This is a genomic window from Nocardioides hwasunensis (assembly GCF_014779665.1).
Lineage (GTDB): Bacteria > Actinomycetota > Actinomycetes > Propionibacteriales > Nocardioidaceae > Nocardioides > Nocardioides hwasunensis.
Genome location: NZ_JACXYY010000008.1, coordinates 1 through 22110, shown reverse-complemented (window position 1 = coordinate 22110; position 22110 = coordinate 1). Strand labels below are relative to the sequence as shown.

The 22110-nt window shown below is 69.4% G+C and carries 16 protein-coding genes, 1 pseudogene and 1 riboswitch; of the genes and pseudogenes, 9 read left to right on the top strand and 8 right to left on the bottom strand.

The features are described 5' to 3' along the window. The first annotated feature begins 198 nt into the window (after positions 1–198). The 5 genes from IEZ25_RS18020 (at position 199) to IEZ25_RS18000 (ending at position 5365) form a co-directional block, all read left to right on the top strand. Entirely contained in the window at positions 199–1419 is a 1221-nt protein-coding gene (locus IEZ25_RS18020; protein WP_191200857.1) for a sensor histidine kinase, read from the top strand. A 9-nt stretch (positions 1420–1428) separates the two neighbouring features. Then, positions 1429–2925 (top strand): cobyric acid synthase, encoded by a 1497-nt coding sequence (locus IEZ25_RS18015; protein ID WP_191200856.1) that lies wholly within the window; start codon positions 1429–1431, stop codon positions 2923–2925. Beyond that, positions 2922–3665 (top strand): cobalt-precorrin-6A reductase, encoded by a 744-nt coding sequence (locus IEZ25_RS18010; protein ID WP_191200855.1) that lies wholly within the window; start codon positions 2922–2924, stop codon positions 3663–3665. Before IEZ25_RS18015 ends, IEZ25_RS18010 begins: the two co-directional genes overlap by 4 nt. Positions 3666–3696: 31 nt before the next feature. After that, positions 3697–4209 (top strand): general stress protein, encoded by a 513-nt coding sequence (locus IEZ25_RS18005; RefSeq protein ID WP_224749273.1) that lies wholly within the window; start codon positions 3697–3699, stop codon positions 4207–4209. 181 nt (positions 4210–4390) lie between these two features. Then, entirely contained in the window at positions 4391–5365 is a 975-nt protein-coding gene (locus tag IEZ25_RS18000) for an RNA polymerase subunit sigma-70 (RefSeq protein ID WP_191200854.1), read from the top strand. Between the two features lie 77 nt (positions 5366–5442). Here the strand turns inward: IEZ25_RS18000 and IEZ25_RS17995 are convergent, their stop codons facing one another. The 7 genes and pseudogenes from IEZ25_RS17995 to IEZ25_RS17960 all read right to left on the bottom strand — a co-directional run bounded on the left by IEZ25_RS17995 (position 5443) and on the right by IEZ25_RS17960 (position 13384). Continuing rightward, the gene (locus IEZ25_RS17995; protein ID WP_191200853.1) at positions 5443–6387 is read right to left on the bottom strand and encodes a cobalamin biosynthesis protein; all 945 of its coding nucleotides are present in this window, start codon (positions 6385–6387) and stop codon (positions 5443–5445) included. A 36-nt stretch (positions 6388–6423) separates the two neighbouring features. Then, a complete protein-coding gene (locus IEZ25_RS17990) occupies positions 6424–7227 on the bottom strand; it encodes a CbtA family protein (protein ID WP_191200852.1) in 804 nt (267 codons plus the stop codon). 12 nt (positions 7228–7239) lie between these two features. Continuing rightward, positions 7240–7458, bottom strand: coding sequence for a CbtB domain-containing protein (locus IEZ25_RS17985; RefSeq protein WP_191200851.1), 219 nt, complete (start codon positions 7456–7458; stop codon positions 7240–7242). Between the two features lie 170 nt (positions 7459–7628). Continuing rightward, positions 7629–10117, bottom strand: a pseudogene (locus tag IEZ25_RS22500) (cobyrinate a,c-diamide synthase). Then, a complete protein-coding gene (gene cobO / locus IEZ25_RS17970; protein WP_191200848.1) occupies positions 10111–10725 on the bottom strand; it encodes a cob(I)yrinic acid a,c-diamide adenosyltransferase in 615 nt (204 codons plus the stop codon). The pseudogene IEZ25_RS22500 and the gene cobO overlap by 7 nt, the downstream one beginning before the upstream one ends. After that, a complete protein-coding gene (gene bluB / locus IEZ25_RS17965; RefSeq protein WP_191200847.1) occupies positions 10725–11351 on the bottom strand; it encodes a 5,6-dimethylbenzimidazole synthase in 627 nt (208 codons plus the stop codon). Before bluB ends, cobO begins: the two co-directional genes overlap by 1 nt. Further along, positions 11348–13384, bottom strand: a complete 2037-nt coding sequence (locus tag IEZ25_RS17960; protein WP_191200846.1) for a magnesium chelatase subunit D family protein — start codon at positions 13382–13384, stop codon at positions 11348–11350. Before IEZ25_RS17960 ends, bluB begins: the two co-directional genes overlap by 4 nt. 27 nt (positions 13385–13411) lie before the next feature. Further along, positions 13412–13558, bottom strand: a riboswitch (cobalamin riboswitch). Between the two features lie 18 nt (positions 13559–13576). Between IEZ25_RS17960 and cbiE the strand changes: the two genes are divergently transcribed. The 3 genes from cbiE (at position 13577) to IEZ25_RS17945 (ending at position 16946) form a co-directional block, all read left to right on the top strand. After that, positions 13577–14839, top strand: coding sequence for a precorrin-6y C5,15-methyltransferase (decarboxylating) subunit CbiE (gene cbiE, locus IEZ25_RS17955; protein ID WP_191200845.1), 1263 nt, complete (start codon positions 13577–13579; stop codon positions 14837–14839). Positions 14840–14949: 110 nt separating this feature from the next. After that, positions 14950–15795 carry a serine/threonine-protein kinase gene (locus tag IEZ25_RS17950; RefSeq protein WP_191200844.1) on the top strand — a complete coding sequence of 282 codons (846 nt, stop codon included), beginning with the start codon at positions 14950–14952 and terminating at the stop codon, positions 15793–15795. A 191-nt stretch (positions 15796–15986) separates the two neighbouring features. Then, on the top strand, positions 15987–16946 hold the full coding sequence (locus IEZ25_RS17945) for a hypothetical protein (RefSeq protein ID WP_191200843.1): 960 nt from the start codon (positions 15987–15989) through the stop codon (positions 16944–16946). 1044 nt (positions 16947–17990) lie between these two features. On the opposite strand, the gene IEZ25_RS17940 is transcribed toward IEZ25_RS17945, so the two are convergent. Beyond that, the gene (locus tag IEZ25_RS17940) at positions 17991–19175 is read right to left on the bottom strand and encodes a PIN domain-containing protein (protein WP_191200842.1); all 1185 of its coding nucleotides are present in this window, start codon (positions 19173–19175) and stop codon (positions 17991–17993) included. Positions 19176–19536: 361 nt separating this feature from the next. On the opposite strand from IEZ25_RS17940, the gene IEZ25_RS22355 reads away from it, so the two are divergent. Continuing rightward, positions 19537–21981, top strand: a complete 2445-nt coding sequence (locus IEZ25_RS22355; protein ID WP_191200841.1) for a CHAT domain-containing protein — start codon at positions 19537–19539, stop codon at positions 21979–21981. The last annotated feature ends 129 nt before the right edge of the window (positions 21982–22110 follow it).

Here is a 22110-nt window from a genome sequence, read left to right as displayed (position 1 = left end):
CGAGAACGAAACATCCGCTTCGTCAAGATCCGTTCCAGGCCCCGGCAACGAAGTATCACTCGAAGGTCCAGTTCGCCTCAGGAGCCCGTCCCGCACGCGTGGGACCTGCCCGCTGCGGGTAGGGAAACAGGAAGGCCGAGCTCGCGGTCGGCCGACACGCGCCTGACGACACATCTGACATCGAGGGAGAGAACCGGGATGAGCCACCCCGACACGGGGAACGACGTGCTGCAGTTCATCGCAGACGGGGTGGTGAGCCTCTCGGGGTTCGACGTCGCCGCGATCAGCGTCGTCGAGGACGACCACTTCCGGATCGTCGCCGTCGCCGGGAGCCGGTCGGCCGCGCGCGACCTGCTCGACCGGCAGGCCCCGGTGCAGCTGGTCCTGGAGGAGCTCTCGCGCGCGGACGAGTGGGGGCAGCTCCTCTTCGTCCCGCACGACCGCGCGACCGGTCGGCTGCACGGCTTCCAGTGGATCCCGGTGACGGACGCCGCACCGGGGGACGTGTCCTGGCATCCCGAGGACCTGCTGTGCGCGCTGCTGCGCGACGCGCAGGGCCGCCTGCGCGGTCTCCTCTCGGTCGACCTGCCCCGCGACGGTCGGCGCCCCGACGTCGACCAGCGCCAGGTGCTCAACGTCTACGCCGACCAGGCCCGGCGGGCCGTGGTCAACGTCGTCGAGCACCGCGACCTCACCCGCGACCTCGAGGTCGAGCGACGCGTCTCGCGTTCCCGGAGCGAGCTGATGCACATGCTGTCCCACGAGGTGCGCTCGCCGACGACGAGCGTGCTGGGACATGCCGAGCTGGCGCTCGACAAGGAGCCCGACGCTGACGTGCGCCGTCACCTCGAGGCGATCCTGCGCGGTGCGCACCGCATCGCCGACATGGCCGAGTCGATGCTGGTGACCGCGAGCGTCGAGGAGGACAGGCCGCTGCCCGCCACCCCGATCGACCTCGTGGGGATCGCCCGCGAGGTGCGTCGGCAGCTGGCCGACGACCAGGCGCCCGAGGACATCGAGCTGGACCTGCCCGAGCGGGCGGTGGAGATCCGCGGCGACACCGACGAGCTCGGCGTCGTCGTGCGCAACCTGCTCACCAACGCCGTCAAGTACTCCCCGCCCGGTGGTGCGGTCAGGCTCAGCGTCGACGTGGAGGCCGAGCACGTGGTGCTCGCGGTCCGCGACGAGGGCATCGGCATCAGCGAGGAGGACCAGGCGCACGTCTTCGAGGAGTTCTTCCGGTCCCCCTCCTCGGAGGTGCGGGCGCGGCCGGGCCACGGTCTCGGGCTCTCGATCGTCGACCGCATCGTGCGTCGCCACGGCGGGACGGTCGCCGTCGCGTCGCGGGCCGGCGACGGCACGACGATGAGCGTCAGGCTTCCGCGGGCCAGGTCGGCGGAGAGCTGCGCACCTCTCTAGGCTGCACCCGTGAGCGCACTGCTGGTGGCGGGGACGACGTCGGACGCCGGCAAGACCATCGTCACCACCGCGCTGTGCCGGGCCTTCGCCCGTCGCGGGATCCGGGTGGCGCCCTTCAAGGCGCAGAACATGTCGAACAACTCGATGGTCTGTCCCACGCCCGACGGACGTGGTGCCGAGATCGGGCGCGCGCAGTGGATCCAGGCGGTGGCCGCCGGGGTCGAGCCCGAGGCCGCGATGAACCCGGTGCTGCTCAAGCCCGGCGGCGACCGGCGCAGCCACGTCGTGGTGATGGGTCGTCCGGGCGGCACCATCGACTCGAAGGACTTCGTCGGCGGGCGCACCCACCTGCGCGACGCGGCGTACGCCGCCTTCGACGACCTGGCCGCCCGTCACGACCTGGTCGTGGTCGAGGGCGCCGGGAGCCCGGCCGAGATCAACCTGCGCGAGGGCGACTACGTCAACATGGGCCTGGCCCAGCACGGCCGGATCCCCACCCTCGTCGTCGGCGACATCGATCGCGGGGGTGTCTTCGCCGCGCTCTTCGGCACGGTCGCGCTGCTGTCCGCGGCCGACCAGGCACTCATCGCGGGCTTCGTGATCAACAAGTTCCGCGGCGACGTCGACCTGCTGCGACCGGGCCTCGACGAGCTGCGCCGGCTGACGCGGCGAGACATGTACGGCGTGCTGCCGTGGCACCCGGACCTCTGGCTCGACTCGGAGGACGCGCTCGACCTCGCCGGGCGGCGCGCGTCCGACGCCGAGGCTCGGCTGCGGGTCGCCGTGGTCCGGCTCCCGCGGATCTCCAACTTCACCGACGTCGACGCGCTCGGCATCGAGCCGGGGGTCGACGTCACCTTCGCCTCCGAGGCACGCGCGCTCGCCGGCGCCGACCTGGTCGTGCTGCCCGGCACCCGGGCGACGCTCGAGGACCTGGCCTGGCTGCGTGCCCGCGGGCTCGACCGGGCGATCCTGGCGCACGCCGCCGAGGGCCGGCCGGTGCTCGGGATCTGCGGTGGCTTCCAGATGCTCGGGCGACGGATCACGGACCCCTCCGGTGTCGAGGGCGCCGCCGGTGCGGACGAGCCGGGGCTCGGGCTGCTCGACGTGACGACGACCTTCGGTGCCGACAAGGTGCTGCGGCTGCCGACCGGCTCGGCCCTCGGGCAGCCCGCGCACGGCTACGAGATCCACCACGGCCGCATCACCCGCCACGGCGGGGAGGAGTTCCTCGGTGGTGCCCGCGCCGGCGCGGTCCTCGGGACCATGTGGCACGGCAGCCTCGAGGGCGACGAGCTCCGGCGGGCTCTCCTCACGGAGGCGTCCGCGGCGGCAGGGGCGTCGTACGAGCCGGGCGAGGTGAGCTTCGCGGCGCTGCGCGAACGACGGCTCGACCTCCTCGGCGACCTGGCCGAGGAGCACCTCGACCTCGACGCGCTGCTCGACCTCGCTCGTTCCGGCGCTCCCTCCGACCTGCTGATGCTCGAGCCGGGGGCCTCCCGGTGAGGGTGCTGCTGCTCGGTGGCACGAGCGAGGCGCGCGAGCTCGCGGCGCTCCTGGTCGCGGACGGTGTCGACGTCGTGTCCTCGCTGGCCGGCCGGGTCGCGAGACCACGGCTGCCGGTGGGGCCGGTGCGCATCGGCGGCTTCGGCGGGGTCGAGGGGCTGCTGGACTGGCTGGCCGGTCACCGCATCGACGTCGTCGTCGACGCCACCCACCCCTTCGCCGAGGGGATGTCCGCGCACGCGGTGCAGGCCTGCACGGCGGCCCGGCTGCCGCTGCTGCGGCTCGCCCGTCCCGGCTGGTCGAGCGCTCCCGGGGCGGACGGGTGGCACTGGGTCGACGACCACGACGCGGCCGCCGCACTGGCGGTGCGGCTCGGTCGGCGCCCGCTGCTGACCATCGGGCGCCAGCAGCTCGACCGCTTCGTCGCTCCGCTGGGCGGCGTACGAGCCGTGGCGAGGGTGGTCGACGCGCCGACGATCGCGCTGCCCGTGCCGTGGCTGCTGCTCCACGACCGCGGTCCCTACGACCTCCCCGGCGAGCTCGAGCTGCTCGCTGAGCACGCGATCGACGTCCTCGTCACCAAGGACTCCGGCGGCTCCTACACCTGGCCCAAGGTGGCCGCGGCCGACCAGCTCGGCGTGCCCGTGGTCGTCGTACGACGTGGGGCCGCGATCGACGGCGTCGAGACCGTCAGCGACCCGGCAGCCGCTGTTCAGTGGGTCCTCAGCCGACCGTCCTAGGCTGGAGGCACCGATCACGAAAGGTCCGACCATGTCGACTCCCGGCGTCAACCCCATGCTCAGGTCAGGCTCACCCTTCACGCTGAAGTTCCCGCAGTCGTTGGCGGTGTACGACGACTACGCCGCCGCGCAGAAGAGCGTCGACTTCCTCTCCGATGCCGAGTTCCCCGTCGAGCACCTGATGATCGTCGGCACCGACCTCAAGCGGATCGAGCGGGTCACCGGCCGGCTCACGTGGTCGAAGGTCGGCGTCGGCGGGATCCTGTCGGGGCTGTGGCTCGGGGTCTTCATCGGCCTGGTCTTCGCGCTCTTCACCGAGGAGGGCGTGTGGCAGGTGCTGCTGACGACGGCCTTCCTCGGCGCGACGTTCGGCCTGGTCTGGGCGCTCATCGGCTACGGCGCCACCCGCGGGCAGCGCGACTTCTCCTCGGTGACCCAGGTGGTCGCCACGAAGTACGAGGTACTGGTCGAGCACACCCACGCCGCCCGGGCGCGCGAGCTGCTCGCCGGGCTGCCGGGGGCGCTGCCGAACCCCTTCGTCTGACCCGGGTTCGGGGCCCGGCCCGCGGCTGGAGTCACCGGATATCCGGTGACCACCCCGCTTGTCACACCAGATCTGAGCCACCAAGCGGGAGACTCGGGTGCAAAGGTCCCTGCGGAGTGATGAGTTCCTCCGGTCGTCGGAGTCATACCCATGACACCCGACGACAGGAAGGACAGGGACCATGACCGCGACAGGGGTGGAGGTCGACGTGACGGCTGCGAGCGAGGCGGAGTTCGCCGAGCGGGCGGAGCCGCACCGGCGCGAGCTGCACGTCCATTGCTATCGGATGCTCGGCTCCTTCGAGGACGCCGAGGACGCCGTGCAGGAGACCTTCCTGCGCGCCTGGCGCCGTCGCGAGACCTTCGAGGGGAGGTCGACCTTCCGGGCCTGGCTCTACAGGATCGCGACCAATGCGTGCCTCGACCTGCTGACCCGCACGCGGCCCGCGGCCGCGACCGGCGGGGAGGCCCGGTGGCTGCAGCCCTATCCCGACCGGCTGCTCGACGAGCTGCCCGCCGCCGATGCCGACGAGCCCGAGGTGGTCGCAGTGGCGCGCGAGACCATCGAGCTGGCCTACGTCGTCGCGGTGCAGCACCTGGCCCCGCGTCCGCGCGCGGTGCTGATCCTGCGCGACGTGCTCGGGTGGCCGGCCAAGGACGTCGCCGACCTGCTCGGCGACTCGGTCAACTCCGTCAACAGCGCGCTCCAGCGGGCCCGTGCCGGGATGCGCGAGCACCTGCCCGCCGAGCGTCAGGACTGGACCGGCGGAGAGGACCCGGAGACCCGTGAGCTGGTGCGTCGCTTCGCCGACGCCAGCACCGTCGCCGACATCGACACGATCGCGACCATGATGCGCGACGACGTGCGCTACTCGATGCCGCCGTGGGAGGGACTGGTCGTCGGCCGCGACGCGGTGGTCGCCGACTGGACGGCGAACGGCTTCCCGGAGATGACGGGCCTGCGCTCGATCACCACGTCGGTGAACCGGCAGCCTGCGATCGCCAGCTATCACTGGCGGGAGCAGGAGTCGGCCTACGTGCCGCTCACGGTCGACGTGCTCCGCATCTCGGGCGGCCTCGTCACCGAGGTCACCATCTTCGGTGCCGAGCAGTTCCCCCGCCTCGGGCTCCCCGACCGCCTCGAGGCGGACGCGTAGACGCGCGGACACCACGCGCGCTGTGCGCGGCCGCTCGGCGTGGACGCAGCCCGACTTCCAGACCAACGTCCGCGCGGCTACGCCCGTCGGCGCAGCGCGAGGAGCACCGCGACGACGACCGCTCCGGCCCCGACCTGGTCCGCCAGGCGGACGGAGCGGTCGATGTCGTCCGGGCCCGGCGGTGGCCCGTCACCGAGCAGCACGCGGTCCTCGGTGCCGTGGGCGTAGGTGTTGCGCCCGCCCAGTCGTACGCCGAGCGCGCCGGCGAACGCGGCCTCCACCACGCCCGCGTTCGGGCTGGGGTGGCGTCGCGCGTCACGCGCCCACGCCCTCAGCGCGTCGCGCGGGCGACCGCCGACCCTCGGCGCGAGCGCGGCGGCGAGGAGTCCGCTCAGGCGCGCGCCGGGCAGGTTGAGCAGGTCGTCGAGCCGGGCGGACGCCCAGCCGAAGCGGCCGTAGCGCTCCCCGAGGTGGCCGACCATCGCGTCGAGGGTGTTGACCGCGCGGTATCCGAGCAGACCGGGGACGCCGAGCAGCCCGCCCCAGACGAGGGGAGCCACGACGGCGTCTGAAGTGTTCTCCGCGACCGACTCGACAGTCGCCCGGCTCACCTCCTCGGCGTCGAGGACGGAGGTGTCGCGGCCGACCAGGTGGGTCAGCCGCTGACGAGCGCCCGGCAAGTCGTCGGCGGCGAGGAGGCCGTGCACGGCGGCCGCCTCGCGGGCGAGCGAGGTGCCGCCGAGTACGGTCCACGTCGCTGCGGCGGTGAGCAGGGTGTGGGCGACGAAGTGGTCGCGCGTGCGACGCTCCAGGACGAGACCGCCGCCCGAGACGGTCCCGGCCAGGAGCGCCAGGTGCCCGACGCCGCGCGGTCGCGAGTCGGCGTACGTCCGCCGCTCGAGCGCCGCGGCCGCGCTGCCGAACAGCGCCACCGGGTGCCCGCGCTGCGGGTCACCGAGGCGCCGGTCGGCGAGGTGGCCGAGCGCGAGGCCGAGCGCGCGGGATACCGCTGGTGTCGACACGCTCGTCCCTCGCTGCTCAACCGGCGGTCGGTCGGGTCAGAGCGAGGCGGCCATCTCACGCTTGGCGTGCGCGAGGGTGGCCTTCTCGTGCTGGCGCGCGACGAGCGCGGTCATGATGATCCCGATCAGCGCCCACAGGGTGGCGAGCGTGACGAGCGAGGCGCGACGGAAGTACCACAGCGTGTCGGCCGGGAAGTCGCCGAGCTCGTTGACCGTCGGCATCAGGTGACCGACGACGACCACGACGAGCAGGTAGGCCGCGGCCGCCACGGCCACGGCCTCGGTCGTGCGCAGCGAGGCGAGCAGCATCCGGCCGAGCAGCACCGCGCCGACCATGGCGAGCACCGAGACGACCAGGAACGCGAAGTAGTAGCCGGTGCGCTGGCCGATGGTGTCGCCGTCGCCGACGGCGGGCGGGGTGGCGGGGTACTTCGCGAACGGCACCAGCGCGACGGCGACGAAGCCGAGCAGGGCGATCAGCGCGGTCGACTGGGGCGGCGTGAGCCGGCGCAGCCGACCCATGGCGAAGGCCGACGCGATGCCGACCAGGCCGCCGAGCGCGGGACCGACGATCAGGAAGGCGGTGGCGAGGCCCCAGGTCTTCTGGGTGCCGCGGGACACCTCGGTGCCCTCGTCGCCGTGGGAGTGCCCGGCCTCCTCGCCGTCCTCGTGCGAGTGGCCGTCGTCGGCGGCCGGCGCCTCGGCGGCGGAGCCGGCCTCCTCGATGCCGATGGCGGTGTCGATCGACGGCTCACCGAAGACGTTGGCGACGGCGAAGGTCAGCACCCCGGCGAACAGGCCTGCGAGCAGACCTGTGACCAGGAAGTTGCGGATGGTCATGCGTCCCCCGGCTCAGTGGCAGGGGAAGCCGAGCAGGTGCCGGCCGTCGTGCACCCACTCGTGGACCGCGTTGCCGGCGGGGATGCTGATCGCACCCTGGTCGGCACTGACGAAGAACAGCGCGATGACGGCCAGCAGGCCGAAGAACAGTGCCCACGGCGCGATCTGGCCGAGCGGGATGGTGGGAACCGCGATCTCGGGTGACGCGGGAGCGGGAATGGCCTGGCTCATGTGGTGCCTCCTGGGGATGAAAGCGTCCCCGTGCAGTTGAGTGGGTGCTGCGTTGGGCGATCCGCGAGCTCGGGTCTGGCTCCAGCCACCTGGGCGGCTGTCACAGTAGCGCTACTGCCCCGGACTCACACCGGGTTCCTCGCACGCGATCTAGCGCAACCTACCAGCGCTCAGGCGGGTGCTGACAAGAGATCGAGCAGGATTCTGGTCACCTCGGGCGGGCGCACGGCGATCCTGACCCAGGAGTCGTCCAGGCCGGGGAACGTGTCGCAGCGTCGTACGGCGACCCCGCGGGCGCGCAGGGCCGCGTGGACGCCGGCGCCGGGCCGGGCGAGGACGAAGGGAGCCGAGCTCGGCACGTGCTCGATGCCCGCGTCCCGGAGGCCCTGCTCGAGGTGCTCGCGCCATCGGGTGACCTGCTCGTCACGGGCGCTCGCCTCGGCGCGTGCCTGGTCGCTCGTGCAGGCGATCATCGCGGCCGCGGCGGGGGTGGAGACCGACCACGGCGGCTGGAGCTCGCGCAGTCGGGCGACCGTGTCGGGCTCGCCCAGGACGTAGCCCGCGCGCAGGCCGGCGATCGCCCAGAGCTTGGTGAGGCTGCGGACGACCAGCAGGCCCGGGATGCGCTCGTCGGCCAGGCTCTCGGCGCCGTTGTCGTTGAAGGCCTCGTCGACGACGACCAGCCGGCCCTCCCCTGTGAGCTCCTGCAACGCAGCGGCCCGGTGGCGTACGCCGGTGGGGTTGGTCGGGTTGCCGACGACGACCAGGTCGGCGTCGTCGGGGATCGCGGTGGTCTCCAGCCCGAAGTCCGGCAGTCCCCCACGTCTTGGCGATCCGACGACGACGTGGTCGACGGCGTGGCCGGCGTTCTCGAGGGCGACGTCGGGCTCGGTGAACTGCGGGTGCACCACGACCGGCCTGCGCCAGGCCGTGAGTCGTGCGATCAGCGTGAAGGCCTCGGCGGCGCCGGAGGTGGCGAGTACGTCGTCGCGCTCGCGGTGGTGGTGCGTCGCGAGCGCCGCCTCGGCCTCGGTCGGGTCGGGGTAGCGGGCGAGGTCGTCGACGCTCCGCGTGATCGCCTCGCGCAGCCACGACGGCATCGGGGCCGGGTGGACGTTGACGGCGAAGTCGACCAGCCCCGGCGTCGCCTCGCGGTCCCCGTGGTGGCGGAGGTTCACCGCAGTGCGGCGGTGATAGGCAGCGCCGCGGCCGCCGCCTCGGTGAAGCGCGCCGCGAGGTGCGGGTGCCCGGCCCAGTGGACGTGGAGGTACGACGCGTGGAGCGTCCGGGTGCCGACGCCCGCGGGGTGCGGCCCGCCCTCGCCGTCGAGCCACCACGCGGGCTGGCCGCCGGTGTCGCCGAGCAGGTGGGTGCGGTGGAACTCGTGGCCGGTGACCTCCTCGCCGGGGCGGGAGAGCAGGTCGCCGCCGACGGCCTTGGCGCGCCGGTAGGACAGCGTGAGCCGGGGCGCCATCGCGGCGTCGGCCGGGATCGCGCCGACCATGTGGGCGGGCTGGCCGGAGGGGCCGGCGACGGTGCGGCACAGGTAGAGCAGGCCGGCGCACTCGGCAACCGTCGGCAGCCCGCGGCCGATGGCGCCCCTGATGTCGGCGCGCAGCTGCTCGTTGGCCGCGAGGTCGAGGGCGTGCATCTCGGGGAAGCCGCCACCGAGGTAGAGCCCGGTCGTCCCCTCCGGCAGCTCGCTGTCGGTCAGCGGGTCGAGGTCGACGACCTCCGCGCCCGCGGCCTCCAGCAGCTCCACGGTCTCGGCGTAGCGGAAGGTGAACGCCCGGCCGCCGGCGACGGCGATGACAGGCCGACGCCCACCGAGGCCTGGTTTCGACACGGGCGCCAGAGCACCCTGCTCAACCAACGACCCAGAGAGGCTCGATGGTTGAGCAGCGAGCGAAGCGAGCGTGTCGAAACCAAGAGCGACGCGCGGATCCCAGGGAGCCTCAGCCAACGCCGGCGCGGCGGCAGCGAGTCGTACGACCGCCTCGAGGTCCACCTTCTCGGCGATCTGGGCGGCCAGCCGGTCGAGCGCCGCAGCCGCGTCGCCGCGCTCGGCGGCAGGCACGAGCCCGAGGTGGCGTGACGGCGCCTCGATCCCGTCGTCGCGCTGCAGGATCCCGAGCACGGGCACCCGGTCACCGATGGACCGGACGACCTCCTCGGCGTGCCGGGCGGACCCGGCCTTGTTGAGGATCACGCCGACCACGTCGACGGGCGGCTGCGCCCAGGTCATCAGGCCGTGGACGGTGGCGGCGATGGTGCGCGAGGCCGAGGAGATGTCGACCACCAGCACCACCGGCGTGCGCGTGACGGCCGCGACGTGGGCCGTCGAGGCGAACCCGTCGCCACCGATCTGGCCGTCGTACAAGCCCATCACGCCCTCGATGACGGCGAGGTCCGCGCCGGCGGCGCCGTGCAGGAGCAGCGGTACGAGACGCTCCTCCCCGACGAGGTGCGGGTCGAGGTTGCGGCCGGGGCGGCCGGTGGCGAGCGCGTGGTAGCCGGGGTCGATGTAGTCGGGGCCGACCTTGTGGCCGCTGACGGTGTGGCCGGCGCGGGCGAGGGCGGCCATCAGCCCGGTGGCGACGGTGGTCTTGCCGTGGCCGCTCGCGGGTGCGGCGACCATGAGGCGGGGGAGGGTCACCATTCGATGCCTCGCTGTCCCTTCTGCCCGACCTCCATCGGGTGCTTGACCTGGCCCATCTCGGTGACGAGGTTGGCCGCCTCGACGAGGCGCGGGTCGGCGTGGCGGCCGGTGATGACGACGTGCTGGCGACCGGGCCGGTCCACCAGGGTGGAGACGACGTCGTCGACGTCGACCCAGCCCCACTTCATCGGATAGGTGAACTCGTCGAGGACGTAGAGGTCGTGGCGCTCCTCGGCGAGCGCGCGCTTGATCTCCTGCCAGCCCTCGGCGGCGTCGGCGGCGTGGTCCTCGTCGGTGCCGGCCTTGCGCGACCACGACCAGCCCGAGCCCATCTTGTGCCAGGTGACGGGCCCGCCCTCGCCGGTCTCCTCGTGCAGCTCGCCGAGGCGCTCGAGCACGGTCTGCTCACCGATGCGCCACTTGGCGGACTTCACGAACTGGAAGACGCCGATGCTGAATCCCTGGTTCCACCCGCGCATCGCGAGACCGAAGGCGGCCGTCGACTTCCCCTTGCCGGGGCCGGTGTGGACCATGATCAGCGGCCGGTTGCGGCGCTCGCGCGTGGTCAGGCCGTCGTCGGGGACGGTGGTCGGCACTCCCTTGGGCATCAGGCGCTCCAGCTGTCGTGGTGGATGGCCTCGTCCAGTGTGCGGCCCTTGCGCCAGTCGTGGCGGACCAGGTCGGGCACCTCCTGCAGCCGCGTGATGGGGCCGAGGCAGAGCCACGCGACGGGTCGTACGCCGTCGGGCAGGCCGATGAGGTCGGCGAGGAACTCCTCGCGGTAGAACGACACCCACCCCACGCCGAGGCCCTCGGCGGTGGCGGAGAGCCAGAGGTTCTGGATGGCCAGGCAGGTGGAGTAGAGGCCGGCGTCGGCGATCGCGTGGCGGCCGAGCACGTGCTGCCCGCCGCGGTCGGGGGAGTAGGTCACGACCACGCCGAGGCCGGACTCGCGGATCCCCTCGACCTTGATCTTCTCGAAGGTGGCGCGCCGCTCGCCGTCGAGCTGGTCGGCGAAGACCTTGCGCTCGGTCTCCACGTGCTCGGCGAACTCGCGGCGCTTCACCTCGTCCTTCACCAGCACGAAGTCCCACGGCTGGGAGTGGCCGACGGACGGCGCCTGGTGGGCTGCGTACAGCACCCGTCGCAGCGCGTCTTGGTCGAGGTCGTCGCCGCTGAACTCCGCTCGTACGTCGCGGCGGCGGGCGATGACGTCGTAGAGCTGCTGGCTCATGCTGCGCGCGCCAGTCCGGTGAGGGCCTGCGCGTTCACCTCGGCGAGCGGGAGGTGGCTGGCCTGCATGGCGATCGCGAGCGTGCCGGCGAGGCCCATCCGCATCGGGCCCTGCTCGCAGTCGACGACGACGGCGGACGTGCCCTGCTCGGCGACCCAGCTGGCGGCCTGCCGGCTGCGGTTCACCGCGTCGGGGCCGTGGGTGGCGCGGCCGTCGGTGATCACGATGAGGAGCGGGCGTCGCCTCGGGTCGCGGACCCTCTCCACCCGCAGCACCTCGGCCGCGGTGAGCAGACCCTCGGCGAGCGGCGTACGCCCTCCTGCCGGCAGGTCGGCGAGCCGCTTGGCGGCGATGTCGACCGAGTGGGTCGGCGGCAGCGCGACCTCGGCGCTGTCGGCGCGGAAGGTGACCAGCCCGACCTTGTCGCGGCGCTGGTAGGCGTCGAGCAGCAGGCTGAGGATCGCGGTCTTGACCTGCTCCATCCGCTTCTTCGCCGCCATGCTGCCGCTCGCATCGACGCAGAACAGGACGAGGTTGGCCTCGCGGCCCTCGCGTCGCGCGGTCCTGAGGTCGGCGTTCTCGAACCGGATCCTGCCGTCGGTGCGTCCGCGGGCGATCTGGTGGGGGGCCGCGGCCCGGATCGTCTCGATGAGGTGGAGCCCACCGTTGCCGGTCGGATCCGCCCCGATCCGCCGGCCGTTGCTCGTCAGCGCGCGGCTGCGCTTGCCCGACTCCCCGGCCCCGGTGCCGTGCACCTCGAGCCGCTTCACCTTGTAGGGGTCCGCCGCCCCGATCACCGACGTCTGACCCGCGCCACTCGGCCGTGAGTCTCCCGGAGACTCAACGTCGGTCGGCTCGTCGGACGTCATGGAATCGCTCGGTTCGGACCGAGGATTCTCGTGACGTCCGCCATCTTCCGACTGATCCGTCGGTTGAGCAGAGTCCTCAGGGCCCGTGTCGAAACCCGGATCCTCAGCGTCCCCGTCCCCGTCACCCTGCGGCTCCGGAGGCATGGGCGGCTCAGGGTCTGGCTCCTCGTCCCCGAGGACCTGGTCGAGCAGGTCCTCGTCCAGCCCGGGCGCATCGAAGGGGTTTCGCCGCCGCCGGTGCGGCAGCGCCAGCAGCGCCGCCTGCCGGATGTCGGCCCGCGTGACGTGGGTACGCCCGTGCCACGCGGCGTGCGCGATCGCCGTACGCGTGGTGACGATGTCGGCGCGCATCCCGTCGACCTCGAAGGCGGCGCACACCTCAGCCACCTTGGTCAGCACCGCGTCGGTCAGCTCGACCTCGGGGAGCAGCTTGCGGGCGGCAGCGATCCGGTCGGTCAGCGCGCGCTCGGCGTCGGCGTACGACTCGACGAAGGCGGCCGGATCGGCGTCGAACGCGAGCCGTCGTCGGACGACCTCGGCGCGCAGCTGCGGGTCGCGCGGCGCGGCGATCTCGACGGTGAGGCCGAAGCGGTCGAGGAGCTGCGGACGGAGCTCGCCCTCCTCGGGGTTCATGGTGCCGACGAGCACGAAGCGGGCGGCGTGGGCGACCGAGACGCCGTCGCGCTCGACGGTGGAGCGGCCCATCGCGGCGGCGTCGAGGAGCAGGTCGACGAGGTGGTCGTGGAGGAGGTTGACCTCGTCGACGTAGAGGATGCCGCGGTGCGCGCGGGCGAGGAGGCCGGGCTCGTACTCAGCCACGCCGTCGGCCAGCACCTTGGAGAGGTGCAGCGAGCCGAGGACGCGGTCCTCGGTGGCGCCGACGGGGAGCTCGACGAGGCGTACGGGCCGGGTCTCGGTCTCCGCGTCGCTTCCCCAGGTCCCGTCAGGCGACGTGTCGCCGGGTGCGCTGGCGAACCGGTCGCCGGCGACCACCTCGATGGGCGGCAGCACGGTGGCGAGGGCGCGGACGGTCGTGGACTTCGCCGTGCCCTTCTCGCCGCGCACGAGCACGCCGCCGACCTCGGGGGAGATCGTGGTGAGGAGGAGGGCGAGCGTCATGTCGTCGCTGCCGACGACTGCGCAGAGGGGGTACTGCTGTGGCATGGGGGCTCCCGCTCTCGTTGCCAGGTTGGAACTGGTCGACGGGAGGCCGGTCTTCGGACTTCCCGGATCGCCGTTGTCGACGTCTCGAGTCACCGCAGCGGGCCCTGTGCCGGACTTTCACCGGCTTCCCAGATTCTCCCCAAGCCTCGGGGCACCTCTCGCCTTGTCCGCGTCACGATAGCGTCTGCGGCCATGTCGTCCAGTGGTGCACCCAGCGAGATCGTGGTCGTCGGGATCGGCGCCGACGGCTGGGCCTCGATCTCCCCCTCGTCGCAGTCCCTGGTGCTGGAGGCTTCGGTGCTCTGGGGCGGCTCTCGGCATCTCTCCCTGGTGCCGTCCGTCGACGGTCAGCAGCGGGTGCCGTGGCCCTCTCCGCTGGCAGCTTCCCTGCCTGCGCTGCTCTCTGAGTACGCCGGGCGTCCGGTGGTCGCGCTCGCCTCCGGGGACCCGCTGGTGTCGGGCATCGCGACGACGCTGCTGGAGTACGGCGCCCCGGTGCGGGTGGTGCCTGCTGTCTCGTCCGTCGCGTTGGCTCGGGCTCGGATGGGGTGGTCCTCCGAGTCCTGCGAGGTCGTCTCGCTCGTGGGGCGCCCGATCGACCGGCTGGTGCTACACCTAGCACCGGGCCGCCGGATCCTGGTGCTGTCGTCGGATGCCTCGACGCCCGCTGCGGTGGCTTCACTGCTGACCTCGTCGGGCTGGGGTGCGTCGACTCTCACCGTCCTCGGCGACCTCGGCTCGCCTTCCGAAAGTCTTCAGTCAGGCGTCGCCTCCTCCTGGTCGGGGGATTCACCGGCGCTGAACGTCATCGCGATCTCGGTCAGCCCGTCGGTTGAGCAGCGAGCGCCAGCGAGCGTGTCGAAACCACGGCCGGGGTTCGGCCTGGCCTCCTGGGCGCCCGGCCTCCCTGACTCGGCCTACGAGAACGACGGCCAGCTCACCAAGCGCGACCTCCGCGCCTCGGCCCTCGCCCGCCTGATGCCCGCCCCCGGCCAGCTCCTCTGGGACGTCGGCGCCGGCGCCGGGTCGATCGGCATCGAGTGGATGCGTTCTCACCCCACCTGCCACACGATCGCCATCGAGACCGACCCTGAGCGCGCCGCGCGAATCACCCGCAACGCTCACGCCCTGGGCGTCCCCGACCTCCAGGTCGTCGAAGGTCGCGCTCCGTCAGCCCTGTCCGGTCTCGATGCGCCGGACGCCATCTTCATCGGAGGCGGCGCAACCCGCGAGGGCGTCCTCGAGACCTGCCTGGCCGCCCTCAAGCCCGGCGGTCGCCTCGTCGTCCACGGCGTCACGCTCGAGACCGAGATGCTGCTTGCCAGGGCGTACGCCGCCCACGGCGGCGAGCTGACCCGCATCGGCGTCGAGGCTGCGGAGCCGATCGGCACCTTCACGGGCTGGACGCCCGCACGCGTAGTCACGCAGTGGGCTTTGGACCGGGCGCCAGTCTGAAGCGAAGGATCTACTGCGATCCGCCCAGAATGGGCGTAATGGCGACCCGCCACATGGGTGACTCGGTGTGGCGGAGCAGAGATTGATCCACGACGTCGTCAGATAGCCATATGCTGAACGACATGGGGGATCTCTTAAGCGACGCCTGCAGCGCGCTTGACGTGTCGGTATTGCGACCGCTCTTCGAGGGCGGACAGAAGCGGGTCTACGTAGTTACTGACCCAAACGGGGAGCAACGCGTCCTCAAACTGATCGACCTTGGTCGAGCGAGTGATCCTGCCGCCCTTGAGCGGTCTCACCGTGAAGTCGAGCTCCTTCGAGCTATTGACCACCCGAATGTCGTGAAAGTGGTTTCCGAACTTACGGAGATAGGTAATCCTGCGCACGCGGCGGCATGGCTTGAGGAACTGCTGGACGGCGCCGATTTGCGCCACTCCCTAGGAACGGGTTGGGATGCTGACCAGCTCGTCTCACTCGGGAGCCAAGTGGCAGCAGGCCTAGGCGCTATGCACGACAAGAGTGTTATCCATAGGGACCTAAGCCCGGGCAACGTTAGATGCTTGAGTAGCGGTGACTTCAAGGTCATGGATCCGGGCTTCGCCAAGCACACGCTCCGTAGCGGTGTAACTGTGGGGGGTCAGCCTGGGACGCCGGGTTTCATGACTCCTGAGCACATTCAGGCGTACTCCGGAGCGCCAACACCAGCATCGGACGTCTTTGCCTGCGCCGCACTAGTGTACCTAGCGGCCACCGGCACTTCTCCCGTTCCGTACAAGGGAAACGACGCCGAATACATGCAGCGGCTGAGGACCGCAGAACATGTCCCTCTTGCAGACGCGCGGAGCGATCTTCCAGCTGAACTTGTCGCCATCGTGGAGCGGGCGCTTCATGCTCAACCAGCGCGCCGCTATCGAAATGGGTCGGCTCTCAAGACCGCATTCGAGTCCCTTCGATGAGCACAATAATTCAAGACACGGCTCGAAATACGCTGATCCGATGGACCAGTAACGCGCTCCGAGGGGGATACGCTCGTGGCGCGGCGTTGTCACCCTTCACCTCTCCCGTCGAAGGCAACGGCTACAAGCGGTCAGCGCTTGCAACGTCCGAGGCAATTAGAGGTGCGGGAGGGGAGTTCTGGTTTGATCCGATGACTCACGCCCTCAACATGCCTCGGGCGGGCGACTTTCGGTTCTATGACGACTGGCAACTGTGGAGCGGCACTCGCGGTGACTTCAGCACTCCAACGCTGGTGCGGGACCACGTCGAACGCGTCTTTGCAGTGCAAGCGCAACTGCAAGCACCCGGTTTGGCGCCGACTTTCCTCGTGTCATACCCCGATACCCCGAGAAGTCAGGCAGCGCTAGACATGTCTGCCGAAGCCGTGAGGCAATCGCCGACGTCCTGGCTCACGATCGCGGGAGATCAGCAGTTCTGGAGTTCGGGAGCAGAGCTGGACGCGCATATCGGCGCCCTCGATCAACTCCAACCAGGCGGCTGGCTGCTGACAATCGCTCGGGGCGACAACGCCATGCCGCCGGCTGCGACGCCCGAAGAAATCTTCGGACTGATGCGAACCACGTACGCACTGAGTCAGGATCGACCCGTGCGCGTGGCATTCGGCGACGTAGCAGCGCTACCTGCCGTGGCTGCCGGCGCCGAGGCGGTCGGCACCGGCTGGGATATGCGTCAACGGCTCTGCGCATATCAGGACTTCGAGGAGCGCCAGGCAGATACGGGCGCAGGCGGAGGCGCTTGGTATCAGCGCCCAACACTGCGGGGGCTTATGGGGGGCCTCTCAAACGGTGAGTACGACGTGCTGGTTTCCGAGCGCCCTACCCTTGCGCTTCGCCTAACGCCGGGGACGATTGGTCCTCAGGCTGAGCAAGCCTTTGCTCACCATGCAACCGTCCTGACTACTGTGATCGACGACCTGCGATCGCGGTCAGGACAGGACCGAGTAGACACTCTTCGAGCGGCGTACGTAGCAGCGGTCGGAGAGTGGCCGGAGGTACAACGTGTCACCTCAACGCGGCTCGCCGCGAGCCGATGGAACACCCCCTTCCTGCAAGGGGTCGACCTATTCCGAGATTCGGAAGGCTGGATCTGAGGTTACTGATGCATAGACGTACTCGAAACCTTGAAGCCTGCGCGGAAGCGTGACCGTGCGGGCCGCCGGACGGACAAGCCAGTTCCCACCGGCATAGAGCCCCGCGCGATCAGCGGCAACCTCGACGCGTGCTCGGTTTAGCGCAAGTTGGCCGACATCGCCGAGAACAACTACGTAATTGTCGGACCAGGTCCTGTACGCCCGACCCTGCTGTATGGCACGGCCCCAATCCTTCACCTTGGTCTCGATCGCCACGAGCCTGCCCTGCGGGAGCAGTCCGGGCGCGAGCGACAAGGCCCCGCTGGTCGTTTGAAGAGCCGCGCCGGACCGCACGAGACGACTTACTACTGGGGCAAGCCGGTCCGCGTGCCAACCAAGCCTGCGCATCACCGTTGATGGCGACGAGGGCCTTGTCACGTGAAGGCTGGCCAGGACGACGCAATCCGCTTGTGATAGCACTGGGCTCGTCGCCAACCTCGATCGAGCGGCTAGCCAGTCTTCGCCGCCCAGAAGCGCTACGAAGTCAGGCAGGCCCAACGGGCTGGGCATCTCGGGTATCACCCATACGTCTCCGGAGGGCCCCTGAAGGCTCGCGGCCACGTCAACCGCCACTGAGTGCAGATCAAGCTCCGATACTGGCGGAAACTGGCGTCCGCCGATGGACGAGAAGGACTTGATAAGCCGAACCTCTCGCATGCGCCGAGTCTCGCACAGGCGGCCGACAGGACCGTCTACTGGTCAACGCGGACTCGCACTCTCGAACATGGACGCGGTGAGCTGGTTCCGACCTGAGCGTGAGGAGGCGAGTGTCGGACCCTGCAAGCTTCTGCGACGCGCCAGTCGTGTTGTTGCGGGGACGCCCATTCCGCCGCGTCGCGCTACGCCTCGGCTGCAGCTTCTCCGCTGACGCAAGCCTTAATCGGAGTGGTCGAGCATCACGGCAAGTTCAGGAGCGAGCGTGTGGGCTACGCCAGCGGATCGGGAGGCACGGACGTGCCTTTGGCGGGCCTCGACCACATCGGGATGCGACGCTGAATGTCGGACTTACAGTGGCTCGACTCGCTCGAGCTCGCAGTGTTCGGCGTAGTTCACGCCGTGTTCTACACGGATCTGGAAAACCAAGCGCCCGGGGGTGGACAGCACGACCTCGGCCATGTGGTCGTTGAAGTGGGGATCGCTCACTGCCACCAGGCCCGCCTCCGCGAGGTGGACGGCCTCACTCGTGTAGGCCAGGGCGATCAGCGAGATGTCAGCGTCGACCTCGGCTTGGATGAGCACGGTCGTTTCGTCGTAAGTGGCATACGACTGCCAAGTGAGGGTGTCTTGGTCTACCTCGACGACGTCGAGAGTTACTTCGGTGAGGCTGTTGGGGAGGTCGAGCTCGCTGAAGTTGTAGCCAGGGGTGAACTCGTCGCCGTACGGATCTACGTCTTCGCCCATCAGCTGGTCCACCGTGCTGTACACCGCACTGGCGACGACTTGGCCGACTGACAGAAGCTCAGCTTTGGCTACAGCCGTGGCTTGGGCGAGCGCTAGGAACTCAGCGAGCTCGCTATCGGTCTTCGAAATTGCCCCGACCAGCGGAGTCATGAGGGGGGTGTCGAAGAGCTCGTCGAGCGTCGCCACCCGGGTCAGATGTCCCGTGCCCGGCGTGAGCTCGGCGAGCAGCTCTGGCGCCATCTCGCCGTTCGAGGCGCAGTAGTCGCCGCTGTTGTCGGTGACGAAGACGACTTCGTCAGCTGAGGATGCCTCTCCGATCACTTCTTTCAAGGTCTCCCAAACCAGGGTGTCTCGAAAGCCCTTCCCGGAAGGTTGGAAGGGCTTGGAGCGAGCCAGGTCACGCACCAGCACCGTCTCGATGTCGAGACCGGACGGTGTAAGCTGTAAATCCACGCCCAACGCCTCGAGCATGTCGCGTCGCTGCTCTTCGAACCCGACCGCGTCCGGGATTGCAGTCAACGGAGCGCTCGACTCGATTACCGCAGCCTCGACGCCGAGGTGGTTGAGGTCGGCCGTGGACTTGTCGAGCTTGTCGATCCGGCTGTTGGCGATTTTGATCGCCTCGGTTGCCTTGTGGTGCCAGTGGCGGGCGGTCTCGCGCAGGACGACGTCCGGTACGACTAGAGTCACGGAGGACTGGTTCGCCAGGGTCAGCAGTTGCATCCACCTCGTGGTGGACATCATGACGTCCACGAAAGTCGCGGTGGTGTCGACGACGACTACGATCACGGAGCCTCCTCAGCCGACGCCACGCTAGCTGGTGCGACGCTAACGCCGCAGCGTGATCGTGGACTAGCTCCAGCGCCTACCCGGAAGTGTCGATCCCAACTGAAGTCTTTAACGCCTAATCGCCCGGGATCAGCTCGTCCAGATCATTCGCAATGGGTGCGTCTTACCGCCGCTCGCCCGCGTCCTGAAAGTCGCTTCTAGGCCGACGATCGGAGTCTCCTGCGCGCGGATCCCGAAGGCAGCCCAGTGTCTCATCGGGCCTAACGACCTGGGAATCGCCCGTCAGCCGATACGCCACTCTCTCCTTAGCGCCATCCGAGTCAATACGACGTGAAACGCGCGGACAGTGCACTCTGGGAGCGTGGCCGAAACGATGAGTGCCGGGCTGTGCCCAGAATGCACTCGACGCAGAGACGGCTGGTTCACCGAACTATCGACGGCGATCGTCGGTCCAACTGACGAGGACCCACTGCTTGAAGCACTCTTGCGGATGACCATCGGCGTGGGGCACCGTCACGGCCTACGCGACGAAGAACTGGCCGTGGCCGGTACGTCACTCGACGCGGTCGGAGCAGAGATCTCGCGCTGGCGAACTGGCCGCGTCGAACCACGCACCGCCTGGCTCAGCGACGTCACATGGGTCAGCATTCGTCAGTACAGCCAGACTTCACAACGAGTCAGTGCAGCGGTGCTCGATGAGATCATTGACGGTCCAGCCGCCAGGATGCCCCACCTAGAACCCCGCCCACTTCTGCTCCCTCCCGCATGTCAGCACGCGGCAGACCTGTACCAGCACAACCCGACCGGCGTACTTAGCTTTCCTGACAACCATCTTGCGATCGTGCGGCACCTCGTCAGCACCGATATCCCAACAGCGATGAGGACGTTCACGCCACTAGAACTTCTCTCCAGCCAGGGCGACGGCCCCGATGATGTCGCCGCCGACCTGGTCCTCACCAGGAGCGGCTTAAGGATCGACGTCCCGCTCGCCGGCCGGGGCGGATGGTCAGGATCACGTCCCGACGGCCTCACCGGCTACCAACGCGAGTGGGTTCTGAATAGGGGCGCCCGAAACATGCACCAAACCTCCGGTGCCATTCCCGGATGGTTCATCACGGCCGAGACTTACGACGACGTCAAAGCTCTCAGGCGCCTCAAGTACGGGTGTGCGTTCAGTTTCGACGAACAGTCCGAGTCTTTCGACTTGAGCTTGCATCCACTTGGCCCCAACGGCATGCCCTCCGAGCTAAGGATCCAGTTTGGATACGGAGCCGAAGCCACCAGCCTGCTGCGCCTCGCGGTCCTCGGCACGATGAAGGCGGCCTTGGTGGATCTTCTCTTCCTGGACCATCGCAATCACCTCCAACATGTCATGTCCTTCAACATGGGGATTCCCGACGAAGTCGCGGAAGCCGCGACCGCCTTTGTCCAGCGACACGCCTCACCTGATGGCGTCGTGGACTTCGTCGCCGAAGCCCTAGATGAGGCCGAGGAGGCTGAGCTTCGCGCCAGCGCTGCTGAGTTGCGACGCCACGACGTCGCACGATCTGTCCGTGCCGCGCTAGAAGGGCGCGTCCCGAGCACGGTCCGCGAAGTTCTTCGGCAGTATTTCGACGCGTTGACGCGCTACACCGCGCTCGACAGTCAATATCTCGGAATCGAGCAATCGAGCGTCGCGGAACTCGAAGAGAACAGACTCGCCCTCCGCAAAAGCATCGCAGGCAGCGGACTGCACCTCCCGGCGATCAATCAAGAAACCCTGACCGTACTGGGAGACAGACGGGCGTTCATTCACCTCGAGTGCGACACCGATGCCATGCTTTACCCAGTCGCGAGCTGGCTCCACCACGACGGAGCACCCCAATTCAAGGGGTTCCAGTGCGGCATCTGGAACCCTCCGGCCGCAGCGAACGCGACCACCGACCCCACCCAGGGCGCGGCACATGAGAGGGAGGGAGTCGCAGCTCTCACGGATGCGCTTCGCCCTCTGACACAACTACTTGAACTCGGCGTTTCACGTCTCGTCGTCTGTCCCTCCGAGCGGTTCACGCGCACGCCAGTTCACGTGGCGCTTCTGGCGCTCGGGTTTGAAGAGGCCTCCTACGCTCCGTCCCTGTCGCTGCTTCAACCGACTAACTCAGTCGCGGCGCCCCCACCGAGACCGCATCACATCAATGGATGGGCAGGCACAGGCTCAGACCAACTGGGCGGAGTCGACGGCGAAGTCGCCTTTCTCACCGATCTGTACAACGCGCCCGCCGACCATAGTTTGCCCACAACTGGCAGGTATGCGCTGATCCACCTCGCGGGGCACGCCACCACCGGCCTGAACGAAGCCAGTACCGGCATCCACCTCAGGGCTGGCACTCTCACAGGTGCCGAGGTACTCGGCGGTTTGAATCTCTCTGGCACCAAACTCGTCGTTCTCGCAGCCTGCGCCACTGGCCACAGCACATACGACCCGATGCAACTCCTTGAGCAAACCCCGCTCGACTCGTGCTTCATCACTGTCGGCGCCGTCACCTGCATCGCGACCACCCGCCCCATCAGCGACCGCATCGCCGCCGTCTTCAGCGCCGCACTTCACCACGCGCTCATACGTGGCATCTCGTTGTGGGACGCCTACGCGCACGCGTGCACCGAAGTGAAAAGCATCGATCGTCAACGCCTGCCGGTCAGTTTGGTAGAGGTACTCGACCGGACATCACCCGGCTGGGACACCGACCCTCTCACGCCAACCGAACTTAATGACTGGATGACCTTCAAGTTGAGCGGAGCTCATTGGCACGTCCGCACTCCGCTGTAACTGGCCGAATCACAGACCATCGCCCGTTAGACGCGTCGACACCCCCGAGTCCCGAGTGACATGAACGCCTGCGAGCTGAATTGGGAGGTGACGGCGAGGGGACTCAAACCCTCGTGGACGACGGGGGGG